The sequence below is a fragment of the Mycobacterium sp. 1482292.6 genome, from assembly GCF_001672995.1.
GTDB classification, from domain to species: Bacteria; Actinomycetota; Actinomycetes; order Mycobacteriales; family Mycobacteriaceae; genus Mycobacterium; species Mycobacterium europaeum_A.
The window spans coordinates 1-17086 of the sequence record NZ_LZKV01000069.1; the positions used below are offsets into that span (position 1 = coordinate 1).

The following is a 17086-nucleotide window of genomic DNA, read 5'->3' on the forward strand; positions in this document are numbered from 1 at the left end:
CTCACCGAAAACAACAGGTGTGGCGTCCGAGCGCCCAGGCCGTCGAGATATTCCTCGGCCGCGATCGCACCGCGGCAGGCGACGGCCCAGCCGTCGGTGCCCGAACCGGCCAATACCGCGCCGACGGTGGTGGCCGTGCCGTCCGTGCCCGTCACCGGAATCGTCGACAGATCGGCAGTAGCCGCGGGCAACGCCGCGACCGGCCCGGTGCCGCGGTGCGATCGCGGCCGAGGAATATCTCGACGGCCTGGGCGCTCGGACGCCACACCTGTTGTTTTCGGTGAGCAAGTCGCTGGTGGGCGCGGTGGTGGGTGTGTTGCATGGGGCCGGTGTGATCGAGCTCGACGCGCCGGTGACGAAATACGTTCCCGCCCTTCATAATTGCGGCTATGCCGGTGCGACGGTGCGTCACTTGCTGGACATGAGGTCGGGTATCGCGTTCTCGGAGAACTACGACGACCCGGCCGCGCAGATACACCTTCTCGACCAGGCAATGGGGTGGGCACCCAGGAGAACTCCGGACGCTCCTGCCACGTTGCAGGAGTTCTTGCTGAGCTTGCGCCAGCAGCGCGCTCACGGCGGCCCGTTCGAATACCGTTCCTGTGAAACCGATGTGCTGGGCTGGATCTGCGAGGTCGCCGGCGCTCAACGGATGCCGGAGCTGATGTCGGAGTTGCTGTGGAGCCGCATCGGCGCACAATGCGACGCCACCATCGGCGTCGACGCCGACGGCACCGGGTTTTTCGACGGTGGCATCAGCGCCTGCCTCACCGACATGATCCGGTTCGGGTCGCTGTTCTTGCGCGACGGCGTCTCGCTGACCGGCCGGCAAGTGGTGCCGTCGGCGTGGATCGCCGACACCCTCGACGGCGGACCCGACTCGCGTCAGGCGTTCGCCGCCAGCCCCGACGACAACGAGATGCCCGGCGGCATGTACCGCAACCAGATGTGGTTCCCCTACCCGGGCAGCAATGTCGTGTTGTGCCAAGGCATGTGCGGTCAGATGATCTATGTCAACCGCGCCGCGGAGGTGGTCGCCGCCAAGTTATCCACGCAACTGAAGACTCATGAGCCGCACATGTCCGACGCCCTGCGCGCCTTCGACGCGGCGGCACGCGAATTGGCTGGACTCCCCGGCTAGTCGACCGCAGTCAGTCGGATATCTCGGCGAGCCGTTTGGCCGAACTCCGGATATTCTGCATGTCTGTCTTGCTTTGGAGCAGCGCACTTTTGGCGGCCTCGATCGCGCCATCAGGATCGGAAGGGAATCGAATGCCCTCACCCCGTTGGCCGGCCGCACTCGCCGTTTCCCTACTGGCCGCCGCGGCACTGCTCAGCACCGCCGGCGTCGCGGCCGCGACCCCCCAAGATGACGCGTACCTCGCGCAACTGCGTGCCGTCGGCCTGACTTGGCCGCCGAAAACGGACGAGGCCCTGATCGCCGAGGCGCACGACGTGTGTTACGACCTGACCTGGGGTTGGACGCCGCAACAGATCGCCGACGATCTGCACGCCCGGTTGGACACCAAGGGCGTGACGCTGCTGGACGTCGGGAGCCTGGTCAACGCCGCCCACTCGATCTATTGCCCCGGCAATGTGTGCGACGCCCCCAGCCTTTGCACCTGAGGACCCCCGCCGAGCGACGCAGTAACTGGCTGTAGCGTGACGGCCGTGAAGTCCTCCCGGATGTACTCCTCCGTCGCGCTCGCGGCTTCGGTCGCAGCAACCGCTCTGACGCTCGCCGGAGCGGGCACGGCCACCGCGGCCGGCTCATGTCCGACCGCGGCACCGCAAAACGGTGCAACGCCCGACTGGACGTTGAGCGGTACCACGGGCAGCGTCGCGGTCACCGGATCCACGGACACCACCGCTCCGCTGGTGAAGGTCACCACACCGTTCAGCGTGGGCCAGACCCAGGTGCACACGCTGCAGGCCGGAGACGGACCGGTCGTCTCCAACACCGCCCGCGTCTCCGTCTGCTACATGGGCGTCAACGGGCGTGACGGGTCCGTCTTCGACAGCAGCTACCAGCGCGGCGCCCCCGTCGACTTCCCGCTTACTGGCGTCGTGCCGGGCTTTCAGAAGGCCATCGCGGGACAGAAGGTCGGGTCGACGGTCGCCGTCGCGATGGTCCCCGCCGATGGCTACCCCGAGGGTCAGCCCAGCGCCGGCATCCAGCCCGGCGACTCGCTTGTCTTCGCGATCAAGATCCTCAGCGCCACCGGCTAGCTCGGGCCGCCAAATCCCCTGTGCGGCAGGTTAATCACCTAGCGGCGCGAACATGAGCGCGGGATCGATGCCGAGTTGTCCAGCGACGTGAGTGGTGTCCCAGTACTCACGCCAGTGCGTGATCGCGCCGTCGCGAACCTCGAAAAGCGCGGTGACGTGGAAGGTGACGGCCACGCCGTTCATGGCGTTCACGTCGACTCGTTCGACGACGACGGTGTCGTCGTCGGACACGATCGTGCGGATCTCGCTCCCCTCGATCATGCCCGTCGCCAGGGTGTTGTGCTTCTCGAGTTCCGCGCGCGCCGCGTCACGTCCCCGCACCACCGGTGACAGCGGCACGTGCAGCTGCCACACGAAGTCGTCGGCCATGAGTGCGGTCATCGCGTCGACGTCCATGCTCTTGCCGTAAGCGGCGTGTATGAAATCGACCACGATTCTTTCGTTGTCGTTTTTGGTCGCAACGCTTTTCGCCATCTCATTGTCCTTCAGGGGCGGTTACTGTTCGCTATTCGTCGAACTGTAGATGGCAGTCGCTCGAAAAGGCGGTGATATACGAATCGCTTAACGCGGCCTCAGGGCCGAAGCAGCGTGATGATGGTGACGTCGTCGTCGGTATGCCTCGACGCCATCGCGGTCCAGATCCGGGACGCCGTCGCATCGCCCGCCCGGCCGAGGGTCGCCGCCAAGAGATCGAGCCCGTCGTCGATCGACTCGCCGCGACGCTCCACGAGGCCGTCGGAGAACAGGACCAAGCCGTGTCCGGGTTCAACGCTGAACGTGCTGGGGGCATAGCTGACACCCTTGACGCCGATCGGTGGGGAGAGCTTGATGGGCGCCGAGACCGCCTCGCCGACAACGTTGCCGGTCAGGTCCGTCACATACGGCAGCAAGTGGCCGGCCGAGGCGGCCTCCACCCGGCCCGAATCGAGATCGACCCGCGCGGCGATGACCGTGGCGAATGCGCCGGGCAGCATGTGCAGGCAGAACTCGTTGAGCTGTTCGAGCGCCTCGGCCGGTGTGGCGCCGGTGAACAGCTGGGCGCGCAGCGCGTTGCGCAGCGCGGCCATGGTGCCGGCCGCGGCGATGCCGTGCCCGGCCACGTCGCCGATCAGCGCGATCAGCCGGCCGTCGCGAAGCTCGAACGCGTCGTACCAATCGCCGCCGACGTTGTCCCCCGCCGCCGGTTCGTAATGCGCGGACAGGCGCCAGTTGTCGAGGGCGGGGATGGATTCGGGTAGCAGGCTGCGCTGCAGCGTCTCCGCCAGGCGCAGCGCTCCGCGCGTGCGGCGATACAGCGACTCGACCAGCTGGAGTCGCAGGGATCCGGCGGAGTCGGTCTCGCTCAGCGACCAGGGTTCGCTGCGCCCATGCACGATCTCGCGCCATCGGTCGAACGATTTGCGCGGGCTGAGCCGATACTGGTCGCCCTCGCTGATCGCGATCGACTTGTTGTAGGGGTCGCCGCCCCAGTCCACCGAGCGCAGCACCTCTCGGCGGAACCAGATCGCGTATTGCCCGTCGGGCAGATTGAGCGCCAGCGCCCCGGCGGCCACCTGCGGATCCAGCTCGAGCTCCGGCAACGCCCGGGACAGGCACTCGCTGCTCGCGATCTCGTCGTCCACCTCGCGCGCCCAGGCGGCGACGGCGGACACGACTTCGGGCGGCGGAACCGAGCCGCGCATGCGGAAGTCGCCCCCGATGTGGATGACCACGCCGTCGGCGGGCACCAAATCGAGCAGGTCCGGCGCCCCGAGCAACGCCGCCGATAGCGGCTCGCCGTCGTCCAGCGTGGCGGCGGTGAGCTTGGCCAAGATGGCCTGCGAGGCCAGGCGCTTGTGCAGTTGTTCATCCTCGAACCGGTCGACGAGTCGCAGCGACAGAGTCGAGCCGAGGAACTCGGCCGCCGCCCGGGTGCCGAACGGCGGCAGGTGCGGTCCGGTGTAGTGGTGGCAGGCGATCAGCCCCCACAGCCGGCCCTGCCGCAGCAGCGAGATCGACATCGATGCGTGCACACCCATGTTCTGCAGATACTCGATATGGATGGGCGAAACGCTGCGCAGGGTGGCATACGTGAGGTCCAGCGGCGTACTGCTCACCGGGTCGATGCTCGGCACCAGCGGCGCCGGCGCGTAGTCGACGTCGGAAATCAGTCGGATCCAGTTCTTCTCGTACAGTGCGCGCGCCTGCGCCGGGATATCGGTCGAGGGGTAGTGCAGGCCCAGGAAGGAGTTGAGGTCGTCGCGCTTGGACTCGGCCACGACTTCGCCGTTGTACTCCTCGTCGTAGCGATACACCATGACCCGGTCGAAGCCGGTCAGGTCTCGGACGGCGCGCGCCGCGATGGCGTACAGCTCGGTCAGCGTGGCGGCCCGGTTCAATTCCTCGACCGCGCCGCGGACCGCCTGGTAGGTGTTCGGGAAGGAGAACGGCCGCTCGCCGTAAGCGATTTCGAGCTCAACCAACAACACGCCGCCCGGCTCGCGGTGCAGGATCGCGTCGAAGGCCCGCGACTCGCCGCCGACCTCGATGGTGAGCTCGAGCGGGTTGTTCTGGCGCAGACTGCCGAAAGTCTCCGCCGCGCGCTCGATGCGGGTGGCTTGTTCGGAACCGAGCAGCGCGGACAGGTGCCGGCCGAGCACGGCTTCGACGGGACGGTCGAGCAGATCGGCGACGTTGGCGCTGACCTGACGCACTTCGAACGCGGGTTCGTGTACCACCGCGAGCACCCCGCGCGGCTGAATGCTGCCGGGGATGTGGATCGGCTCGCGCGCACAGTTGTCCAGGTCGATGGGAGTGCCGACCGGTACGAGATCGTCGATCGGCTGATCCGCGGACGCCGACGGCGGGACGTGCCGCTCGTCGCCGGTCACGCGAGCCGCTTCGTTGGAGTGGTGAGGGGTAGCAGCCAGACCTCCAAGCTATCAATGTGCGTCGCCGTTCGCCGACTAGGTAAGCCGCGATACGCGCGGCCTGGCAGATTCGCCCGGCAGTGACTTCCCCACGCGCCCAAGAAATTTTCCCCCTTCGACGGCGGTACGCGCCGTCGACCCCGGTCGGCCTCGCCGCGGTGACCGCTCCCGCCGCGCTCACCAAGGTAATCTGAGCAGGTCATGTGCTCGGTCGCCGTCCCAACAACCCGCCGTCTATCGGTCGCGATGAAGCAGGGCTCGGCGGCCGAACACGAGGCCGCCGAGCAGAGCCCATTCATGTCCGAACTGCTCGCCGGCCGGATCGGCGCACCGGGCTACTGCGAGTACTTGCTTCGGTTGCGTGTGGTGTACGCAGCCCTGGAGGACGCCGTGCGGGCCCGCCGTGACGATTCCATGGTTGCCGCGGTGTACGACCCCGCGCTGGAGCGCCTGACTGCTATCGACGCCGACCTCGATCACTGGCTGACCCCGGGTGCCGCACGCGAGGTCGACTCCCCCGCGGCGGCGGCCTACGCCGAGCGGCTCGGCGCCCTCACGTGGGGTGGCGCCCTGGTGGCCCACCACTACACGCGCTATCTCGGGGACCTCTCCGGAGGCCGGGGCATCGGCAAAATCCTCGATCGCACCTTCGATCTTCGGGGCGCCGGGCTTGCATTCTATGAATTCCCGGTGCGGCCCAAACCGTATAAGGACGCCTATCGTGCCCGCCTCGACGCGCTTTGTCCCGACGCCGACGAAATCGATCGCATAGTCGGCGAGGTGAAATACGCCTTCGGCCTGAACCAGGCCCTCTTCGATGAACTGTCCGACAGCGCGCCGGACCGTCGGCGCTGAATCACACTTGGGCGGAACCCCAGCGAACCCGTGCGGCAACGAACCAGGTGCCGTCGAAGAGCGCCTCTCCCCCGAGTTCGTCGGCCAGTTGCCGGCCGCCGAGGTAGCGCTTGTAGACGCGGTGACGCGATCCGTCATTCAAGGTCCGCTCTTGCCATTGCTCGGGTTCCACGCCGGCGCGAAGCGCTGAGTCGATGACGATCAGCTCCCCCGCCACCCGGCGTACCTCAGTCAGAAAGGCTTGGCGTTCATCGGCCGGCAGGTGCCCGTAGAAGTGGCCGGTCAAAACGCGGTCGAAGGCATTGCCCGCGAACGGCAACGACAACGCGTCAGCGACGATCGCCACGCCGTGCGGCAACCGCGATTGGGTCAACTCGACCATCGCAGGGCTTTGGTCCGCTCCCACCACGAGGCCACGCAGATGGCGGGTCAAAAAACCGCTACCGCAAGCAACGTCCAGCGTGCGCGCGGCCGGTAGGTCGGCAACCAAGCTGACCACCCGATCGACCTCGGCGCTCCACCCTGGCCGGTCACGCTGGGCGAAATGTCCTTGTCCTAAATACCATTCGTCGTATTCGGCGGCGCGCCGATCGTAATAGGCTGCGGTGTCAGGGTCTCGGGCAAAGGCCGGGGATGTTCGCGACATATCGTCAGTCTTATCGACGCCACCACCGCTGGCCACCCATTTACGCGCGCTGACTCTTCGAACGGATCAGACCTGGTTGAATCCGCCATCGGCGGTGACGGTGGATCCGGTGGTGAAGCTGGACAGATCGCTGGCCAAAAACACTGCGGCATTGGCGATCTCGGTGGGCTCGGCGAAGCGGCCCAGCGGGATGGTGCCGATGCGGCCGGCGCGGAACTCCTCGATGGAAGCGTCGGGATCGGTCTGCGCGGCCAGCGCGTCGCTGCCGGGGGTGGCCGTGGACCCGGCCACGATGACGTTGACCCGGATGTTGCGGCCGGCGAGTTCGTTGGCCCAGGCGCGGGCCAGGGATCGGACGGCGGCCTTGGAGGCGGCGTAGATGCTCAGCCCGGGGCGGCCGCGGTCCGCGGTGGTGGAGCCCGTCAGAATGACGGAGGCGCCGTCATTGAGCAGCGGCAGCGCCTTTTGCACGGTGTAGACGACGCCCTTGACGTTGGTGGTCAGCAGCGCGTCGAGGTCGTCATCGGTGATTTCCCCCAGCCGCGCCACCCTCGTCGATCCGGCGTTGGCCATCACGATGTCGAGGCCGGTACCCGCTGCCGCGACCTCGGCGTAGAGCCGGTCCAGATCCTCCGGCGTTCCGACATCTCCGCGCACGGCAGTCACGCGAGGGCCCAATGTGCTTGCCGCAGCATCGAGTTCAGGCTGGCGCCGACCCGTGATGAACACCCGGGCGGCACCCTCGGCAAGAAATCGTTCGGCGGTGGCCAACCCGATCCCGGAGTTGGCGCCCGTGATGACAGCGGTCTTGTGGTCGAGCAATCCCATTCGGTTCTCTCCTCGAGTCGGCGTGCCGTCACCGTTGAAACCGCGGCCGCGAACTCGCGCGCGCCGCCGCCTCGATGATGCCGTGGATGACCTGCGCCGACACCATCGCCCCCGTGCGTCCTGCCCGTCGAGCACGGGATCACCGATCGTGAACCCCGAAACCTCACCCGACACGTTCTCATCCGAACTCGTATTCTCTGCAGCATGATCGCCGCCTTGATCCTGACGCCGAGGTCAGCGCGCAGCCCGCTGCGGGCGGCCGGCAAATCCGCGCGCTAGGCCCGGTGCGGACGCGTGGCGGCTCTGGCACTGGCGCTTGCCGGTCTGGCGTTTCTCGACTCGCTCAACGTGCTCAACGTGGGAGTGGTTTCGGCCGTCATCTTCGACAGCCGGCTGGGGCGCCGGTCTCCGCTTCCCGGCGCCTTGAGTTACGTCGCGGGCGTGTTCGCGGTGACGACCACATTCGGCGTGTGCACCGTGCTGGGCATCGGCTTCATCACCGAGGTCCTCGACTTTCACCTGACACCGGCCATTCGTTTCCGGGGCGAACTGCTGCTGGGCATCGCGTTGATCTGCTTGGCCTTCTTTCCGTTGACCGCGCAGTCCTCGGCACCCGGCTGGGCGCTGGCGGCGATGCGGCAACGGCCCTGGCTGCTCGGATTTCTGGGGCTGGCGGTGGGCAGTGGCCAGGCCCCTACCGCCGTGCCCTATCTCACCGGCTTGGCGATGCTCGCCGCGGTGCACCCGCGACCGCCGCTCTGGCCGTTGGTCATCCTCGTCTACTGGGCCATCGCCCTGTCGCCGCCGCTGCTGATCCTTGCCCTCTCGATGAGAAAAACTATGCGGGCCAAGCGCATTCAGCGCGCGATCGTGCGCGCCCTCACTCGCTACGGGCCGATGTCGGTGCGGCTGTTGTTCCTGGTTTTCGGAACCGGGCTCATCGCCGACGCAATCGTCAACCACAGCGCGCTGTGGTGAGGTGGTACGACTTCTCATCTGATGCACAGCGAGCTGGATTACCTTGTCGCGTGTGACCGATCGCCACGAACGCGCAATGTCCTTCGGCTCGATCGCCGAGGACTACGACGGGCTGCGGCCGCAGCCTCCGCAGCAGGCGGTGGACTGGCTGCTGCCGTCGGACTGCGAGCTGGCCGTCGACGTCGGTGCGGGCACCGGCCTGTTCACCCGCACGCTCGTCGACCGGGCGGCGCAAGTCGTCGCCGTCGAGCCCGATGCGCGGATGCGAGCGGTGCTGGCCGAGCGGTCCCCCGGAGTTCGCGCCGTGGCGGGCACCGGTGAGTCGATTCCCCTCCCGGACAACTCCGCCGACGCGGTCTTCGTCTCCTCGGCGTGGCACTGGATGGATCCCGACCGGGCCGTCCCGGAGATCGGCCGCGTGCTGCGCGACCGCGGTCGGTTCGGGCTGATCTGGACCAGTCGCGATCGCGACGTGGACTGGGTCCGCGACCTCGAGGTGCTGCCCAAGGACGACACGTCCGAACTGGATGCGCCCGACCGCTTCCGCCGGCGCCACGAGAACGTCGTACTGCCGGATCCGCAGATATTCCACAACGTCGCGCGCGAGACGTTCGATTTCGTGCGCACGATGACGGTCGACGACATCGTCGCGATGCTCGCCACCTACAGCCGGGTGATCATCGCCTCCCCCGACGACCGCGCGCAGCGGCTCGACAACGCCCGAGCCATCTTGACCGAGCGTTTCCCCGGCGCCGACGTGATCGACGTCCCCATGCAGTCCCGGTGCTGGCGCGCCGATCGGATCGCCCGCGGCCGCTAAGCGCCGCTTGGACGTACCTTTTGCCGATGTCGTAGACAGCGGGGGGTTAAGCGCGTAACTTCTGCCGCATTCACTTAGGAGACGCAATGACGGTGCAATCCGTATTGGCCGAGGTCCGAGAACTCCCCGGTACCGGTGACGTGATCCCGATCTTCGATCCCTCCACCGAGGAACAGATCAGCCAGTTCACCGACGGCGGTACCGAAGCCGTCAACGAGGCGGTCGCGCGCGCGAAAGCGAGCGCCGAGTCCGAAATATGGTCCGGGAAGCCCGATTACGAGCGAGCCAAGGTCCTGTGGCGGGTCGCCGACCTGATCGACGAGAACGCCGAGCTGCTCGCCGCGCTCGAAATGCTCAACGCCGGAATGTACCCGGCTCAAGCGCAGATGCAGGTGAAAATCGGCGCCGAGTGGTTCCGCTATTACGCCGGCTGGTGTACCAAGATCGACGGCATTGCGCGCGATGTGAACACCGGCGGCCTGACCGGCGTCGATTCGCACATGCACACCTATACGGTGCGCGAGCCCTACGGCGTGGTCGGGCTGATTTTCCCGTGGAACGGCCCCGTGTTCAATTTCTGCGCCAAGCTTGCGCCGTCGCTGGCGGCCGGGTGCAACAGTGTGGTGAAACCCGCTGAGGAGACGCCACTTTCGGCGCACGTGCTGATGCGCCTGCTGGCCGAGGCCGGAATCCCGGACGGGGTGGCCAACCTGGTCAACGGATACGGACACACCGTCGGCGCGGCGATCACCGCGCACCCCGACGTGGAGAAGGTCGCCTTCACCGGCTCGACAGAGGTGGGCCGCGCGATCGTGCACGCCGCGGCCGACAGCAACCTCAACAAGGTCACCCTCGAGCTCGGCGGCAAGTCACCGGTGCTGATTTTCGACGACGCGAAACTGAAGAAGGCCGTCCCGATGTCGGCGTTCGGCACGTTCGTCCACTCGGGGCAGGCCTGCGTGTGCGGCTCCCGCATTCTGGTGCAGCGTGGCGTGTACGACCAGGTCGTCGAGGGCATGGCGATGGTGGCGAATGCGATGAAGATGGGCGGCCCCAACGAAGAGGGGACCATGAGCGGACCGCTGATCAGCCAGAAGCAGCTCGACCGGGTGCTGGGCTACCTGGAGCAGGGCAGGTCCGACGGCGCGGAAATCGTCACCGGCGGCCACCGCCTCGATCGCAAGGGCTACTTCGTGCACCCGACGGTCGTCACCAACGTCGATCCCGACACCAGCCGGCTGTTCCAGGAAGAGATCTTCGGGCCCGTCGTCACGGTCCTGCCCTTCGACGACGAGGACGAGGCCGTCGCGTTGGCCAACAACAGCACCTACGGGCTGGCCGCCACGGTGTGGACCAAGGACCTCGCCCGCTCCCATCGACTGGCCAAGCGGCTGGCGGCCGGAACCGTCGGGCTCAACTGCGCTTTTCCCTACGACCACTCGATGCCCTTCGGCGGCTACAAGCAGTCCGGCTGGGGCCACGAGTCAGGCAAGGCCGGCATCGAGACCTACCTACAGACCAAGATCGTCTGGGCACAGATGTAGCGGCCTCACGCCTGCGGCCCCTCCGGCGGCCAGACCGTCCCGGGCGACGCCTCGCCGGGGCTCTCGAAATCGCCGCGAGACAGCGGCACCCACCGCTCGCTCGGTGCGGGCTGCTCCGACGACGGGAAGTCGCGCAGACTGCCGGTCGGCTTGGCGTCCCACTTGGCGAACGTCAGCGGCGTCTGCAGCCAGGCGTGCAGCAGGTTGTAGGCCGACTCGAGCGAATCGATGTGAGTGCGCTCCCAGCCATGGCTGCCGTCGAGGCCGAAGCCGACCAGCGCGGCGCGGGTGTTGGCACCCGCTTCGATCGCCGCCGCGGCATCGGACCGGTAGTAGCGAAAAACGTCGCGGGCGAATGGGATTCCCTGCTCGCGGGCCAGCCGGCAGAGTTTGCGGGTGAGGTGGTAGTCGAACGGGCCATGCATGTCGGCCATCGGGATCGTCACGCCGTCCTCGAGGGAATGCTGGCCGGGCGCGCACACCGCGTTGTCCACCGAGACCAGCTCGGCGACGTCGGCGGGCAAGCCGTGACTGGCCCCGTGGCCGACCTCCTCGGTGATGGTGACCATGATCGTGGTGCGGTGCGGCAGCACCACCTTGTTCTCGGAGAAGTTCTTGGCCAGCGCGAGCGCTATCGCGACGCCCGCCTTGCCGTCCAGATGGCGTGAGACGATGAAGCCGTCGGCGGTGAGCTCGGGGCTGGTGATCAACGCCACGAAGTCACCGACCTGCAGGCCGAGCCGAACCAGGTCCTCGCGCGAGGACACTTTGCGGTCGATGCGGACCTCGACGTGCTCCCAGTTGGTGGGTTGTGTGTCGATCTCATCGCCGAATGCGTGCCCGCTGGCCTTGAGCGGCATGACCGTGCCGGTGATGAACTCATCGGGGTCGTCGATAAAAATGCGCACCCGGGCGCCCGCGGCGAACCGCGCCGAAAAGGTGCCGACCGGGACCAGTTGAAGGCGGCCGTTGTCCTTCAGGTCGCTGACCATGCAGCCGATGGTGTCGGAGTGAACCACTATGGCGCGGTCGATGGTCGCGGACTCACCCGGCAGTTCGGCGGTCAGCGCGCCGCGCCGGGTCAGCGTGAACGGCACCCCGAAGTGGTCGAAGATGTCGCCGATCACCTGCATCACCGCATCCGTGCGTCCCGACGGGCTCGGGGTCTGCAGCAGCGCCAGCAGGGTGTCGATCATCCAGGTGCGGTCGGCCTCGGCCATGGCCGCGATCTGGCCCACGTTATCTCCTCTCGAGTCGCCTCCGAACGCGTTCAACCTACCGTGTGAGCGGCACCGAACGCCCGTCGCGGCGGGCGCCGCACCACGGCTGCGGGCGTTCGATATGTCCGCTGCCCCTAAGAAGCGGATTCCATCTCGGCGATCAGATCCGCGAGGGTGAGGATGCGCTGGGCGTCGCGCACATGCAGGCTCTCGATCATGCGGCCGTCGACGGTGATGACGCTGGTGCCGGACGCCTGCGCCTGCTCGTAGGCCGAGACGATCTTGCGGGCGTCCTCCACTTCCTTGTGTGAGGGACCGAACAGCTCGTTGGCGGGGGCGATCTGCGACGGGTGGATCAGGGTCTTGCCGTCGAAGCCCATCTCGCGGCCTTGCCGAGCCTCGGCCCGGAATGCGCCGTCGTCGGTGATGTCGTTGAACACGCCGTCCAAGATGACCTTTCCGGCCGCCCGGGCTCCCAGCAAGGCCAAGCCGAGGGCGGGCACCGCGGGTGCGCGCCCGGGCACGTGCAGGCCGTGCAGCTCGTTGACCAGGTCGTTGGTACCCACCACCAAACCGGCCAGGCGATCGCTGGCCGACGCGACCTCCTCGGCCCGCAGAAAGGCCCGGGGCGTTTCGATCATCACCCACAGCTGCAACGACTTCGGCGCTCCCAATGCGTCCAGCGCGTCGGCCAGCGCTCGAACCTGTTGACCCGTCTCGACTTTCGGCACCAGCACGCCGTCGGCGGCGGAACCGGCCACCGCCGCCAGGTCGTCGTCGTGCCAGTCGGTGTCCAAGCCGTTGATGCGCACCACGACCTCGCGGGGCCGGTAGCTCTCTGACGAGATCGCGTCACACACCGTCATCCTCGAATCGGCTTTCGCGTTGGGACCCACGGCATCCTCGAGGTCGAAGATCAGCACGTCCGCCGGCAGCGTCTTACCCTTCTCCAGCGCGCGCGGCTTGTTGCCGGGGAGGTACAGGGCGGATCGGCGCGGGCGCAGGGTCGGTGCCATGAAAGCGATTCACTTCCTGTCGTCGTTGGAGCGGGAGAGTCACGAGCGTGCGCGACGGGTGTGGGGTGCGCGCGGCCTAGGCAGAAAGTACCCTTCGGTACCGGTGGAGCCGTGCGCCGGTGGTCAGCGGTCGGCAGGCGAAATGGCCGACGCCGCGAGTGGATCGGCGGAAGGGGAAAACGAATGTCATCATTAGGCTCGGCGCGCAGCGAGGGCGACAGCTGGGACCTGGCGTCCAGCGTGGGGGCGACCGCCACGATGGTGGCGGCCTCCCGAGCGCTGGCGTCCCGTGAGCCGGACCCGTTGCTGGACGACCGATTCGCCGAGCCGTTGGTGCGGGCGGTCGGGCACCCCTTCTTCACCCGCATGCTGGACAACGAAATCCCGCTCGAGACCGACGACATGCCGATGACCCTGCAGCAGCGGCGCGAGCAGATGACCGTGCGGACCCGGTATTTCGACGACTTCTTCGGCGCCGCCACCGCGGCGGGCATACGGCAGGCCGTCATCTTGGCCGCCGGGCTCGACGCGCGGGCCTATCGGTTGGCGTGGCCCTCGGGCACCGTGGTTTTCGAGGTCGACCAGCCCGAGGTGATCGCCTTCAAGACGAACACGCTCGCCCGGATCGGTGCCGAACCGACCGCCGAGCGCCGCACCGTCGCAATCGACCTGCGCGACGACTGGCCAACGGCGCTGCGGGACAGCGGCTTTGACGCCGACTCGCCAACCGCCTGGATCGCCGAGGGTCTACTGCCCTACCTACCGCCCGACGCCCAGGACCGGCTGCTGGACAACATCACCGCGCTCAGCGCGCCGGGCAGCCGGCTGGCCACGGAAAACATCACCGACATGAGCGTGTTCACCGACGAACGCGCTCGGGCGATGCGCAACACCTGGCGTCAGCACGGGCTCGACATCGACGTCGCCGAGCTCGTCTGGCTTGGCGAGCGCCGCCCGGCCGGCGAGCACCTGGCCGACACCGGTTGGAACGTCACCCGCCACCCGACCGAACAGGTCTATGCCGAGTACGGATTCGTGCTGCCGGACAACGAAATCCTCAAGGAGTTCCGTCACTCGATCAGTTACCTCAGTGCCGAATTGGGCTGAGTCCCAGCGGTTTCGGTGGTAATCCACGTCCGCTAGGACTTGGCTTCGCGCCACCCCCGCTCGAACGGCAGCCGCCATGCGTTGGGCGCGATGAGTTGGTGAATCGCGTTGGGCCCCCATGTGCCTGGCTGATACAGCTTGGCGGGCGGCGGGTCGCTGAGCAGATCTTCGGAACGCTCCCATAATGATTCGATGCCCTCCGCGGTGTTGAACAGCGTGTGGTCGCCCCGCATCGCATCGAGGATCAGCCGTTCGTAGGCCTCGAGCACGTCCACGACGGTGTCGATCTCCTGGGAGGAAAACTGCATGGACAGCTTGTCCAGCTTCATGCCCGGGCCGGGCCGCTTGCCATAGAACGACAACGAAACCTTCGAGTTGTCGGCAAGGTCGAACGTGAGGTGATCGGGGCCCTGCGTGCCCACACCCGATCCGGGCGGAAACATGGTCCGCGGCGCCTCTTTGAACGCGATCGAGATGATGCGGATGCCCTCGGCCATCTTCTTGCCGGTGCGCAGGTAGATGGGCACCCCCGCCCACCGCCAATTGTCGATGCCGACCTTGAGGGCGATGAAGGTTTCGGTGTCGGAATCCTTCGCCACGCCGTCCTCGTCGCGATATCCGTTGTACTGACCCCGAACCACGTTGGCCGGCTTGACCGGCAGCATCGACCGGAACACCTTGTTCTTTTCCTCGCTGATGGCAAACGGCTCGAGCGCCGTCGGCGGCTCCATCACCACGAACGCCATCACCTGGAACAGGTGGGTCACCACCATGTCCTTGTAGGCCCCGGTCTCTTCGTAGAAGTTCGCCCGCTGCTCCAAGCCCTTGTCCTCGGGGATGTCGATTTGAATGTGATCGATGAAGTTGCGGTTCCAGATCGGCTCGAAGAGGCCGTTGGCGAACCGAAACGCCAAGATGTTCTGCGCGGCTTCCTTGCCCAAGAAGTGGTCGATGCGGAAAATCTGTGATTCCTCGAAGGTTTCGTGCACGAAGTCGTTCAGCGCCACGGCGCTGGCCAGATCGGTGCCGAACGGTTTTTCCATCACCACCCGCGACCGTTCGACCAGCTTGGCGTCGCGCAGCATGGTGATCACGGCGCGCGCCGCCTTGGGTGGAACCGACAGATAATGCAGGCGCCGAACGTTAGCCCCCAGATTCTCCTCGGCCTGGGCCACCGCCTCGGCCAGTGCCTCGGGTCCGGCGCCCTGCGGGACGTAGCTGATGATGCCGGCGAAATTGGCCCACTGCTCGTCCGTCAGCTTGTGCGAGCCGAAGGAATCGATCGCCTCCTTGGCGATCTCGCGGAATTCCTCCTGACTCAGGTCCTCCAACGACGTGGCGACGATTTGAATATTGGGCGCTAATTCCGACTGGTCCAGGTAGGCCAGGCCGGGGATCAGCTTTCGTTTCGCCAGATCGCCCGTCGCACCGAAAAGGACGATGACATGCGGGTCGAGCGCATCGGCGTGGTGGCGACGCGGGCGGGCGTCGGCAGCTGGGTAAGCGATGGTCTGAGGTTTCTCGGTAGCCACTCTTGCGATACTTCCACCGTCGCGGCGCTGTGTCTCGTCCGTCTCACGGCCGCCCGATTCTGGTTAGCAATCACCCGATCGGGTATGGAATAGCGGCGGGTTCCCGGCGCCGGGGCCCGTCTCCCCACCCACGCCAGTTGGAAAGCGATATGACCAAACCCGACAAAGACCCGCTGAGCCGCGCGCAGGAGCTGGAAAACATCGTCGACCAGCTCGAGGAGAAGGTTACCGAGGAAAGCGAAGCCGAAGGCGTTCCCGGCAACCGCAGCGACCGGGAGCAAGCGGCCGTCCGAGGTGCCACCAACGAGCCGCCGGACTGATCGGCCGCCGGCCCGGCTCGCCGAGCACGCTCATTCGCTCGGGAGGTCGATGGCGTGCGCCTTCAGCGTCGTCAGCAGCTCGGGCGCGGGCCATTCGTTGGCCCGGTAGCGGACCGGACTGATTCCGGCAACGGGCAGGATGCCCACCACGTCGACGACCGTCGCGAATGGCACGGTGAACTTGTCGGACACGTTCGACGGATCGCCGACCAGAAAAGTCACGTAATCGGTCTGCGGCAGCTCCCACGGGATGCCCTGACCCCACGCCGCGGTGCTGCGCCGGCCCCAGGCCGTTTCGATCATCTGTGCGTCGCCGACGTATTGCGGGAACAATTCGCGCTCATAGTGCTCCCGCAAGAATTCGGTCTGGTGGCGGTATTCCTTTGTGGCCAAGAGTGTTCGGGCCCGCAGCGCCAGCTCGCGCAGCGGGTGCGGCCCGGCCTGATCAAACGGCGCGATAATGGTGCCCTCGATGGTGTAGCCCTGCGGCGAGATCGGCTGCTCGGCATCGAGGTACATCTGCTCGGCGACCTCGACGAGGTCGCCGGCGTCGTCGGGCGCGTCGGTGCCCAGCAGCAAGACACCGTCGCCCGGGAAAAACACCAGCGGACGGGGGCCGCCGGCCACCGCCAGCGAACCCAGCCACCCGGTGGCCAGGATCATCGAATCGATATAGGTGCCGCCATCGGCGTCCTTCAACAGGAACTTCTCACCCGGCGCGAAGGTCTGCTGCTGCGCCGACAGGTTCTCCCGGGCGACCGCGAAGGCCTGATCGCCGGTGATGCCCCAGGCACCCGTTTCCGCCGGTGTCACCATGGCCCGCACGGTCGGCAGGTCGACCACGACCATCTCGTTGATGAAGGGAAACACCGGGCGCACCCACGGCTGGGCGCCGGTGTTGACCAAGTGATTGACGTAGCTCTGCGGGCGCAGCACCGGCCTGAGCAAGGGTTGGGCCTCGGCCCAATCCTGCGGCGCCGTCGGCGGTTGCTCGGTTGCCATGTCCACGATGAGTGCTTTCCTGCTCTTGAACAGCGAACACGCACGTTACACCCTGCGCGGGCCGACACAAGTCACCTTTT

Annotated in this window: 16 protein-coding genes and 2 pseudogenes; 9 read left to right on the top strand and 9 right to left on the bottom strand. The window is 66.9% G+C overall.

Annotated features, from left to right (window positions below):
- Positions 1 to 215: pseudogene (locus A5624_RS28050) on the bottom strand (hydrolase); the annotation flags it as partial.
- Between A5624_RS28050 and A5624_RS05950 the strand changes: the two are divergent.
- The 3 genes and pseudogenes from A5624_RS05950 to A5624_RS05960 form a co-directional block, all read left to right on the top strand.
- Positions 212 to 1141 (top strand): annotated as a pseudogene (locus A5624_RS05950) (serine hydrolase domain-containing protein); the annotation flags it as partial. The pseudogenes A5624_RS28050 and A5624_RS05950 sit on opposite strands and share 4 nt — an antisense overlap.
- A gap of 131 nt (positions 1142 to 1272) precedes the next feature.
- Positions 1273 to 1626, top strand: a complete 354-nt coding sequence (locus tag A5624_RS05955) for a DUF732 domain-containing protein (RefSeq protein WP_066863034.1) — start codon at positions 1273 to 1275, stop codon at positions 1624 to 1626.
- Positions 1627 to 1686: 60 nt separating this feature from the next.
- Positions 1687 to 2229: an FKBP-type peptidyl-prolyl cis-trans isomerase gene (locus A5624_RS05960; RefSeq protein WP_369807001.1), complete on the top strand. Its 543-nt coding sequence runs from the start codon at positions 1687 to 1689 to the stop codon at positions 2227 to 2229.
- A gap of 30 nt (positions 2230 to 2259) precedes the next feature.
- Here the strand turns inward: A5624_RS05960 and A5624_RS05965 are convergent, their stop codons facing one another.
- Positions 2260 to 2703 carry a nuclear transport factor 2 family protein gene (locus A5624_RS05965; protein WP_066863039.1) on the bottom strand — a complete coding sequence of 148 codons (444 nt, stop codon included), beginning with the start codon at positions 2701 to 2703 and terminating at the stop codon, positions 2260 to 2262.
- Positions 2704 to 2801: 98 nt separating this feature from the next.
- A complete protein-coding gene (locus tag A5624_RS05970; protein ID WP_082990502.1) occupies positions 2802 to 5099 on the bottom strand; it encodes a SpoIIE family protein phosphatase in 2298 nt (765 codons plus the stop codon).
- Between the two features lie 240 nt (positions 5100 to 5339).
- On the opposite strand from A5624_RS05970, the gene A5624_RS05975 reads away from it, so the two are divergent.
- Complete coding sequence (locus tag A5624_RS05975; protein WP_066863042.1) at positions 5340 to 5993, top strand: heme oxygenase (biliverdin-producing); 654 nt, start codon at positions 5340 to 5342, stop codon at positions 5991 to 5993.
- Between the two features lies 1 nt (position 5994).
- On the opposite strand, the gene A5624_RS05980 is transcribed toward A5624_RS05975, so the two are convergent.
- Both A5624_RS05980 and A5624_RS05985 read right to left on the bottom strand, forming a co-directional pair.
- Positions 5995 to 6675: a class I SAM-dependent methyltransferase gene (locus A5624_RS05980; protein WP_156748860.1), complete on the bottom strand. Its 681-nt coding sequence runs from the start codon at positions 6673 to 6675 to the stop codon at positions 5995 to 5997.
- Between the two features lie 30 nt (positions 6676 to 6705).
- Positions 6706 to 7467, bottom strand: a complete 762-nt coding sequence (locus tag A5624_RS05985) for an SDR family NAD(P)-dependent oxidoreductase (protein WP_066863049.1) — start codon at positions 7465 to 7467, stop codon at positions 6706 to 6708.
- A 294-nt stretch (positions 7468 to 7761) separates the two neighbouring features.
- On the opposite strand from A5624_RS05985, the gene A5624_RS05990 reads away from it, so the two are divergent.
- The 3 genes from A5624_RS05990 (at position 7762) to A5624_RS06000 (ending at position 10809) form a co-directional block, all read left to right on the top strand.
- A complete protein-coding gene (locus tag A5624_RS05990) occupies positions 7762 to 8445 on the top strand; it encodes a GAP family protein (protein WP_066863051.1) in 684 nt (227 codons plus the stop codon).
- 52 nt (positions 8446 to 8497) lie between these two features.
- Complete coding sequence (locus tag A5624_RS05995) at positions 8498 to 9265, top strand: class I SAM-dependent methyltransferase (protein WP_066863054.1); 768 nt, start codon at positions 8498 to 8500, stop codon at positions 9263 to 9265.
- Between the two features lie 86 nt (positions 9266 to 9351).
- Positions 9352 to 10809 carry an aldehyde dehydrogenase gene (locus A5624_RS06000; RefSeq protein WP_066863057.1) on the top strand — a complete coding sequence of 486 codons (1458 nt, stop codon included), beginning with the start codon at positions 9352 to 9354 and terminating at the stop codon, positions 10807 to 10809.
- Between the two features lie 5 nt (positions 10810 to 10814).
- Here the strand turns inward: A5624_RS06000 and A5624_RS06005 are convergent, their stop codons facing one another.
- Positions 10815 to 12047 (bottom strand): osmoprotectant NAGGN system M42 family peptidase, encoded by a 1233-nt coding sequence (locus A5624_RS06005; protein WP_066863061.1) that lies wholly within the window; start codon positions 12045 to 12047, stop codon positions 10815 to 10817.
- 116 nt (positions 12048 to 12163) lie between these two features.
- The gene (locus A5624_RS06010; RefSeq protein WP_066863064.1) at positions 12164 to 13045 is read right to left on the bottom strand and encodes a CoA ester lyase; all 882 of its coding nucleotides are present in this window, start codon (positions 13043 to 13045) and stop codon (positions 12164 to 12166) included.
- A gap of 183 nt (positions 13046 to 13228) precedes the next feature.
- On the opposite strand from A5624_RS06010, the gene A5624_RS06015 reads away from it, so the two are divergent.
- Positions 13229 to 14152 (top strand): class I SAM-dependent methyltransferase, encoded by a 924-nt coding sequence (locus A5624_RS06015; RefSeq protein ID WP_066863067.1) that lies wholly within the window; start codon positions 13229 to 13231, stop codon positions 14150 to 14152.
- 32 nt (positions 14153 to 14184) lie between these two features.
- Here the strand turns inward: A5624_RS06015 and zwf are convergent, their stop codons facing one another.
- Entirely contained in the window at positions 14185 to 15684 is a 1500-nt protein-coding gene (gene zwf, locus A5624_RS06020; protein WP_066863071.1) for a glucose-6-phosphate dehydrogenase, read from the bottom strand.
- A 137-nt stretch (positions 15685 to 15821) separates the two neighbouring features.
- Between zwf and A5624_RS28485 the strand changes: the two genes are divergently transcribed.
- Complete coding sequence (locus A5624_RS28485; protein WP_197497982.1) at positions 15822 to 16004, top strand: hypothetical protein; 183 nt, start codon at positions 15822 to 15824, stop codon at positions 16002 to 16004.
- Between the two features lie 30 nt (positions 16005 to 16034).
- Here the strand turns inward: A5624_RS28485 and A5624_RS06025 are convergent, their stop codons facing one another.
- On the bottom strand, positions 16035 to 17012 hold the full coding sequence (locus A5624_RS06025; RefSeq protein ID WP_066863075.1) for a hypothetical protein: 978 nt from the start codon (positions 17010 to 17012) through the stop codon (positions 16035 to 16037).
- Positions 17013 to 17086 lie beyond the last annotated feature (74 nt).

What these genes read in the sequence shown, in the direction of transcription:
- A5624_RS05955 (WP_066863034.1), top strand. Translation starts at nt 1,273, where the DNA reads ATGCCCTCACCCCGTTGGCCGGCCGCACTCGCCGTTTCCCTACTGGCC.
- A5624_RS05960 (WP_369807001.1), top strand. Translation starts at nt 1,687, where the DNA reads ATGTACTCCTCCGTCGCGCTCGCGGCTTCGGTCGCAGCAACCGCTCTG.
- A5624_RS05965 (WP_066863039.1), bottom strand. Translation starts at nt 2,703, where the DNA reads ATGGCGAAAAGCGTTGCGACCAAAAACGACAACGAAAGAATCGTGGTC.
- A5624_RS05975 (WP_066863042.1), top strand. Translation starts at nt 5,340, where the DNA reads ATGTGCTCGGTCGCCGTCCCAACAACCCGCCGTCTATCGGTCGCGATG.
- A5624_RS05985 (WP_066863049.1), bottom strand. Translation starts at nt 7,467, where the DNA reads ATGGGATTGCTCGACCACAAGACCGCTGTCATCACGGGCGCCAACTCC.
- A5624_RS06000 (WP_066863057.1), top strand. Translation starts at nt 9,352, where the DNA reads ATGACGGTGCAATCCGTATTGGCCGAGGTCCGAGAACTCCCCGGTACC.
- A5624_RS06010 (WP_066863064.1), bottom strand. Translation starts at nt 13,045, where the DNA reads ATGGCACCGACCCTGCGCCCGCGCCGATCCGCCCTGTACCTCCCCGGC.
- A5624_RS06015 (WP_066863067.1), top strand. Translation starts at nt 13,229, where the DNA reads ATGTCATCATTAGGCTCGGCGCGCAGCGAGGGCGACAGCTGGGACCTG.